Origin of the sequence: Methylobacterium sp. B1, from assembly GCF_000333255.1 — a bacterium.
Lineage (GTDB): Bacteria > Pseudomonadota > Alphaproteobacteria > Rhizobiales > Beijerinckiaceae > Methylobacterium > Methylobacterium fujisawaense.
The window spans coordinates 1-7,052 of sequence record NZ_BACT01000920.1 but is presented as its reverse complement, the minus strand read 5'-3'; the positions used below and the strand labels follow the sequence as shown (position 1 = coordinate 7,052).

The window sequence follows — 7,052 nt, the reverse complement described above, 5'->3', positions numbered from 1 at the left end:
GGCACGCCCAGGAAGCCGCCCGCGACGAAGCTGAGCACCGTGGCCGTTTTTCCGAGATCCGCCATCCGGCCGGCGCTCGCGACGGCCATCAGGCCCCCTGAGGCCAGGACGCCGAGGGCGCCCGCGGCGATCAGCCGGACCGTGCCGAACCGCGCGGCCAAGCCCCCCGCCGCCAGGGCCATCACCAGGTTCACGGCCGGCAGGACGGTGCCGGTGAGCGATCCGACCTGCCCGAGCGACACGCCGAGATCGAGGAGCGCCAGTGTGTTGGGCCCGGCGACGAGATAGGAGGCGGCGAAATAGGCCCCGAGGACGAGCACGCGTCCGGCCAGGCGGCGCAGACGCGCCAGCGCGCCCGACCCGCGCTCCAGGCTTGGCCCGGCCCCGCGCAGGCGCGCCTCCCCGTAGCCGAGGATCGGCAGCAGGCAGAGGGCGTCGAGCGCCGCGCAGGCCAGGACCGCCCCGTGCCAGCCCAGGCTGTCGTAGGAGCCGACCAGCACGCCGACCCCCAGGATCCCGCCCAGGGAGGCCCCGCACAGCTTGGCCGAGGCCACGTAGGCCCGCTCGTCCGCCGGGACGGTCTCGACCACCAGCGCCTCGAGGGCGATGTCCATGGTCGCCACGCAGGCGCAGGCGGCGATCGCCAGGGCGAGCAGCGCCGGGAGCGGCCAGGTCTCGCCGAAGCTCAGGGCGACCAGCAGGAGCACCGAAGCGGCCTGCGCGACCACGATCCAGCCGATCCGATGGCTGAGGAACGGCAGGCGCAGCCGGTCGAGGACGGGCGCCCACAGGAAGGTCAGCCCGACCGGCAGGTTGATCAGTTGCAGCAGGCCGACCTCGGCCAGCTCCACGCCCCGGGCCCGCAGGATCAGCGGCGCCCCGCCGGACAGGAAGCCGAGCGTGGCCCCGAAGGTCACGTACAGGCAGAAGAATGGCGCCAGCGGCCGCAGCCCGGCCAGGGCGTCGACGACCCGGGTGCCGATGGCGGGGCCGGCGGATCCGGTCACCGCGGCCCACACGCTGGTCTGAGTCCCGCGCCGTCCCGGAGGCTGCAGTTTATAATCACACTAATCTATTGATTTACCTCAGTTTTTGTTGTTTAGAGGGGGCTGGCTCTTGGATCAAGCCGGTCGGCAGATGCGGCGCGCTGTCCCCTCGCGGAGAGCGGATCCTGCGTTAACCTTTCGTCAACCATACCGCCGACAGAATCCCAGGCGGAGGGCAGAACCATGACCCGACGCCGGGATTTCGACGCGCTGAGCGAAGCTCAGATCGCCGCGGGACGCACGCAGAAGCGCTGGGTCGAGCCGAAGGCGGGGTTCCGTCCGGCCGCGCCGCAGGCCGTGGCCGACTTGCTCGACACGATCCAGCACGTGGCCGAAGCCGCTACCGGCGAGCGCAGCTTCCTGTACCTGCGCCCGCAGGCCGGCCGCCCCCGCGGGCGCTGAGACGATCCCGCCCACGCTTCCGGCGCCCGGATCCCGCGGCGCACTGGCAAGGGCCGGCCGGTTCTGCAAAAACGCCGGTATGGCACCGCATCCCGCTCTCGAATCCGCCTGCGCGCGCGTGTCGATCGCGTCCGCCCGATCCGGCGGCGATTCATGAGTGTGGACGAGGTCGCGAATCTCCGGCAGCGCAACCGTGCGCTCGCGGACGAGGTCGAAGGCCTGCGTGCCGCCCTCGCGGCCCGGGCGGAGACAGACGCCGCGGTCGCACCGGCGGACGAGACCGCCTTCGGCCGCGCCTTCTGGCGCGCGCCCGCGCGGATCGACGCGACCCTGCCCGATCCCGACCCGGCACGGCTCGACGATGCCGAGTTCCGCAACCTCGCCGACCACCTGCCGATCCTGTGCTGGCTCGCCCGCAGCGACGGCTACCTGTTCTGGTACAACCGCCGCTGGCTCGACTATTGCGGCACCACCCAGGAGGCGATGGCGGGCTGGGGCTGGCAGGCTGTCCACGACCCCGCCGAGCTGCCGCGGGTCAAGGCGGTCTGGGCCGCCGCGATCGCCACCGGCGAACCGTTCGAGATGGTCTTCCCCCTGCGGGGCGCCGACGGCATGTTCCGGCCCTTCCTCACCCGGATCGTGCCCCTGCGGGACGCCACCGGACGGGTGGCGCGCTGGTTCGGGGTCAATACCGAGATCGGCGCGCAGGCCCGGGCCGAGGCGGCTCTGCGCGCCTCCGAGGGCCGCCTGCGCCGGGCCCAGGAGGCCGGCGGCGTCGGCGTCTTCACCATCGACATCGCCAGCGACACCGTCCACGGGACGCCGAACTTCTTTCGCCTTTACGGGCTGCCGGAGCAGGACCGGCTCCCCGTCGACGTCATCGCCAGCCTCGTCAGCCCGGACGATGCCGGCCTGATCGCCCGGCGGGCCGACCGCGCGGCCGGCCGCGCCGCGCGGGACGTCGCCTACCGGATCCGGCGGGCCGATACCGGCGCGGAGCGCTGGATCGCCTGGCGCGGCGCGTTCGAGCGGGACGGCGCGGGGCGTGCGGTCCGGTTCGTCGGCGCGGTGCGCGACATCACCGACCACAAGGCCGCGGAGGGGCGCGCCGAGGCCAACGAGCGCGAGCTGCGCCTCATCACCGATGCGCTGCCGGTGCTGATCGCCTTCATCGGCCGGGACTACATCTACCGTTTCGCCAATGCGGCCTATCAGGACTGGTTCTTCCGCCCGGCCTCCGAGATCGTCGGCCGCGACGTGCGTGCGCTCCTGACTCCGGCGAATGCCGAGTTGCGGCGCACCTATATCGAGCGCGCGCTCGCCGGCGAGGCCGTCCTGTTCGAGGCGGCGTGGCCCCACGCGGACGGGCGCCACCGGGATGCCGAGATCCGCTATCTGCCCCGGCGCGATGCCGGCGGGGCGGTCGACGGCTTCCATGTGTTCGTCCAGGACATCACCGACCGCAAGGAGGTCGAGGCGGCGCTGCTCTCCGAGGTCACGCAGCGCACCCGCGAGCGCGACCGGCTGTGGGAGACCACCAACGACCTGATGGGCACGGCGGGGCTCGATGGCTTCCTCAAGAGCGTCAACCCGGCCTGGGCGCGCATGCTCGGCTGGACCGAGGCCGAGCTCCTCGGACGCCCGTTCGCGACGTTCATCGATCCGGACGACCATGCCGAGGCCGCCGCGGTGGTCGGGCGGCTCGCCGCCGGCGAGAGGGTGACGGGCTTCGTCGACCGCGTCCTCACCCGCGCGGGCGACCGCCGGGTCGTGATGTGGACCGCGGTGCCCGAGCCCGGGGCCGGGCTGTTCTACATCGTCGGGCGGGACCTGACCGAGCAGCGCCGCGCCGAGGAACAGCTCCTGCAGGCGCAGAAGATGGAGGCGATCGGTCAGCTCACCGGCGGCATCGCCCACGACTTCAACAACCTGCTTACCGGCATCATCGGCTCCCTCGAGCTGATGCAGACCCGCATCCGGCAGGGGCGGTTCGACGCGATCGAGCGCTATGCCGGCGCCGCCATGGCATCGGCCAACCGGGCGGCGGCCCTGACCCACCGGCTGCTCGCCTTCGCCCGGCGCCAGCCCCTGGCGCCGCAGCCGACCGCCGCCAACCCGCTGATCGCCGGCATGGAGGAGCTCCTGCGCCGCACCCTGGGCGAGCGGGTGGAACTCGCCCTGGTCACGGCGGCCGACCTGTGGCTGACCCTGTGCGACCCGCACCAGCTCGAGAACGCCGTCCTCAACCTCGCCATCAACGCCCGGGACGCGATGCCGGAGGGCGGCCGCCTCGTGATCGAGACCGGAAACGCCCGCCTGGGCGACGCCGACGCAAGGCTGGAGGCCGGCGCGAGGGCGGGCTCCTACGTGAGCATCCGCGTCAGCGATACCGGGACCGGCATGAGCCCGGAGGTCGCCGCCCGGGCCTTCGATCCGTTCTTCACGACCAAGCCGCTGGGCCAGGGCACCGGCCTCGGCCTGTCGATGATCTACGGCTTCGCCCGGCAGTCAGAGGGACACGTCCGGATCGATTCGGAGCCGGGGCGCGGCACCGCCGTCACGCTCTATCTGCCGCGCCACCGCGGCGTCGCGGAGCCCGAATCCGTGGCCTCGGATCGCACGATGCTGCACCGGGCGGCGCGCGGCGAGACCGTGCTGGTGGTGGAGGATGAGCCGGTGGTGCGGGACCTGATCGTCGAGGTGCTGGCCGACCTCGGCTACACCGCGGTCCGGGCCGCGGACGCCCGGGCGGGGCTCGCCCTGCTGCGGGGACCGGGCCGGATCGACCTTCTGATCAGCGATGTCGGCCTACCCGGCGGCCTCGATGGCCGACAGATGGTGGATGCGGCCCGCCCGCACCGGCCGGACCTGAAGGTCCTGTTCATCACGGGCTATGCCGAGAACGCGACCTTCGGCACCGGTCACCTGGAACCGGGGATGCAGATGATCACCAAGCCGTTCTCCGTGGAGGTGCTGGCCGCCCGGGTGCGGGCGATGATCGCCGGTCGCGACTGACCGCCGATGCCGCTCCGCGTCCCACGCCCCGCCGCGCCGCCGCCGTCGCTACCGCCGCCGCCTCTCTCGCTGCCTCTGTCGCTGACGACCCGCATCCTGCTGCTCGTCCTGCTCGCCCTCGCCCCGGCGCTGGCGATCCAGGGCTACAACGAGGTCGCCCTGCGGGCGAGCCGCGACGCGGCCGTGCGGGCCGAGGCCCGCGCCATCGCGCGGGACGTCGCGGAGGATTTCGCGCAGATTTCCGAGCGGATGCAGCAGGCCCTCGACCTGATCTCCGGGGATGCCTCCGTGCAGACCCGCGACCCGGCGTCCTGCACCGCCTACCTGCGGCGCGCCGCCGCCCGGCTGCCGCACGTGCTGCTGATCGCCCTCACCGATCCCGAAGGCGCCGTGCTCTGCGACAGTGCCGGTTCCCCGGCGGGTTCCTACACGAGCCGCGACCGCGCCTATCACCGCCGCGCCCTGGAGACGGGCGGCTACGCGGTGGGCGGCTACGCGGTCGGCCTGCAGACGCGGCGGCCCTCGATCCACTTCGCCCGGGCCGTCCATGCCGGCGACGCGACGGCGGCCCCCACCGGCGTCCTCCTCGCCGCCGTCGACCTCGACTGGCTCTCCGATCATCTGGAACAGACGCTCCATCAAGCGGAGACGGCGATCACCGTCACGGACCGCGACGGCCTGATCATCGCCCGCCGTCCGGACGAGGCCGCCTGGATCGGCAAGCCGATCCCGCCCGACCAGCGCGCCATGCGGGAGATCCAGGGCAGCGAAGTCCGCGTCGCCGAGGGGCTCGACGGCCGCCTGCGGATCATCGCGGCCGCAACGCCGGACGGCCCGCTGGCGGGGGTGCGCGTCGTGGTCGGGCGCGACCATGCCGCCGCCTTCGCGGATATCGACGCCGCCACGCGCCGCGGGCTGGTGCTGATCGCGCTCGGGGCGGCGCTGGCGCTGGCCGCCGCCCTCGTGGCCGGGCGGCTCTTCATCCGCCGTCCGGTCGAGCGGCTCCTGCACATCGCGGCGGCTTGGCAGGCCGGTGATCTCGCCGCCCGCACCGGCCTGCGCGGCGCCACGGAGTTCGAACGCCTCGGCAGCAAGCTCGACGCCATGGCCGGCACCCTCCAACGCAGCACCGCCGCGCTGCACGCGGAGATCCAGAACGGGCGCGCCCTGCAGGCGCAGCAGGGCACGATGCTGCACGAACTGAACCACCGGGTGAAGAACACCCTGGCGACCGTCCAGGCCCTCGCCCGCCAGTCCCGCGGCTCCGCGGACGTCCTGGAGGCGCGGATCCTGGCCCTGTCGAAGACCCACGACCTCCTGACCCGCGAGGACTGGAGCGGTGCGTCCCTGCGCGAGGTGCTGGAGAACGAACTCGGCCCCTACCGGACCGGCGGCGACCAGATCCGCCTGGACGGTCCGGACGTCTCGCTGAGCCCCCGCGAGGTGCTCGCGCTCGGCATGACCATCCACGAACTGACCACCAATGCCGCCAAGTACGGCGCCCTCTCGGTCCGCGAGGGCCGCGTCCGGGTGACGTGGTCGCTCGCGCCGGGCGCGCGACATCTGCGGTTCCGCTGGGAGGAGAGCGGCGGCCCGCCGGTGCAGCCGCCGACCCGGGTCGGCTTCGGGACGCGGCTGATCGCCGGCGGCGTGCGGCGCGAGCTCGCCGGCACGGTCGATCTCGCCTTCGAACCCCAAGGCCTCCAGTGCCGGATCGACGTGCCGCTGGATCCGGGGCTCGGCACGATGCTGGCACCCACGGGCTAGAGCCCACGGGGTTCAGCAAGATTGTCTCGATGCGACAGGGCGTTGAGGCGACATTCTGATTGATCGGTTCAGCACATCCGGATCAGCCGGGCGCGATGGGCCGGCTTGCCTAGACAGGATGCGGAACGACGAAGCAGCCCCTCTACCGGCGAAGCGCCGGGCCGCTCGCGTCACGCGTGAACGAACGGGCATAGCCACCTGACGGAAAACGACCTTTCGGTCCCGGGATCAGGTGCCGATGCGTGTAACCTCCCGGACGTCCCGCTTCACCTGCCGCCATGTCCGCCAGGGTTCCAGGTTCGAGAGCGCCATCCGGCGCACGCCCATCCAGCCGAGGCCGAGCGCGACGGCCAGGAACGGCGCGGCGACGAGCAGCGCGGCCGGCGCCTCCGCGCCGAACGGCACCGCCAGCAGCTTCACCACGGCGTCGAGGCCGAGGAAGAAGGTGACGATCAGGAGCACCGGGATCGTGCCGATGATGGCGACCAGCGATACGATCGCCCGGATGTTGCCGTCGATCTCCGTCCGCGCCAGCGTCAGCAGCGCCTCCACGTGCGCGGTCCCCTCGCGCAAGGCCGCGATCAGCAGGGCGAGGGTTCCGTCCGGGGTCTGACGCATGGATACGATGGTCCTCGGGGCCGTTTCCGGCCGTCCCGGGCCAACGGGGCCGCGGGCCGAAGCGTTCCGCCCCCGACGCTCACAGCATCAGGAGCACCGCGCCGAGGATCAGCACGGTTGCGAGGCCGGCCAGGATGACCGCCCGGCTGGCATCGGCCCGGTCGTACGGGATCGGCTCCGGCGGGGCCGCCGCAGCGGATCCGG

The 7,052-nt window shown here is 73.0% G+C and carries 5 protein-coding genes; 3 read left to right on the top strand and 2 right to left on the bottom strand.

What is annotated here, in order from left to right; translation table 11 throughout:
• A partial coding sequence (locus I53_RS25990; protein WP_043356305.1) for an MFS transporter occupies positions 1 to 1,007 on the bottom strand: 1,007 nt, incomplete at its 3' end.
• 222 nt (positions 1,008 to 1,229) lie between these two features.
• On the opposite strand from I53_RS25990, the gene I53_RS25985 reads away from it, so the two are divergent.
• The 3 genes from I53_RS25985 to I53_RS25975 all read left to right on the top strand — a co-directional run bounded on the left by I53_RS25985 (position 1,230) and on the right by I53_RS25975 (position 6,230).
• Entirely contained in the window at positions 1,230 to 1,448 is a 219-nt protein-coding gene (locus I53_RS25985; protein WP_043356299.1) for a hypothetical protein, read from the top strand.
• A 153-nt stretch (positions 1,449 to 1,601) separates the two neighbouring features.
• The gene (locus I53_RS25980; protein WP_051045080.1) at positions 1,602 to 4,463 is read left to right on the top strand and encodes a PAS domain S-box protein; all 2,862 of its coding nucleotides are present in this window, start codon (positions 1,602 to 1,604) and stop codon (positions 4,461 to 4,463) included.
• A 6-nt stretch (positions 4,464 to 4,469) separates the two neighbouring features.
• Entirely contained in the window at positions 4,470 to 6,230 is a 1,761-nt protein-coding gene (locus I53_RS25975; RefSeq protein ID WP_083936164.1) for a sensor histidine kinase, read from the top strand.
• A gap of 228 nt (positions 6,231 to 6,458) precedes the next feature.
• Here the strand turns inward: I53_RS25975 and I53_RS25970 are convergent, their stop codons facing one another.
• Positions 6,459 to 6,848, bottom strand: coding sequence for a phage holin family protein (locus I53_RS25970; protein ID WP_043356297.1), 390 nt, complete (start codon positions 6,846 to 6,848; stop codon positions 6,459 to 6,461).
• Between the last annotated feature and the right edge of the window lie 204 nt (positions 6,849 to 7,052).

Coding starts and splice junctions, on each gene's coding strand:
- I53_RS25975 (WP_083936164.1), top strand. CDS start 4,470: ATGCCGCTCCGCGTCCCACGCCCCGCCGCGCCGCCGCCGTCGCTACCG.
- I53_RS25985 (WP_043356299.1), top strand. CDS start 1,230: ATGACCCGACGCCGGGATTTCGACGCGCTGAGCGAAGCTCAGATCGCC.
- I53_RS25980 (WP_051045080.1), top strand. CDS start 1,602: ATGAGTGTGGACGAGGTCGCGAATCTCCGGCAGCGCAACCGTGCGCTC.
- I53_RS25970 (WP_043356297.1), bottom strand. CDS start 6,848: ATGCGTCAGACCCCGGACGGAACCCTCGCCCTGCTGATCGCGGCCTTG.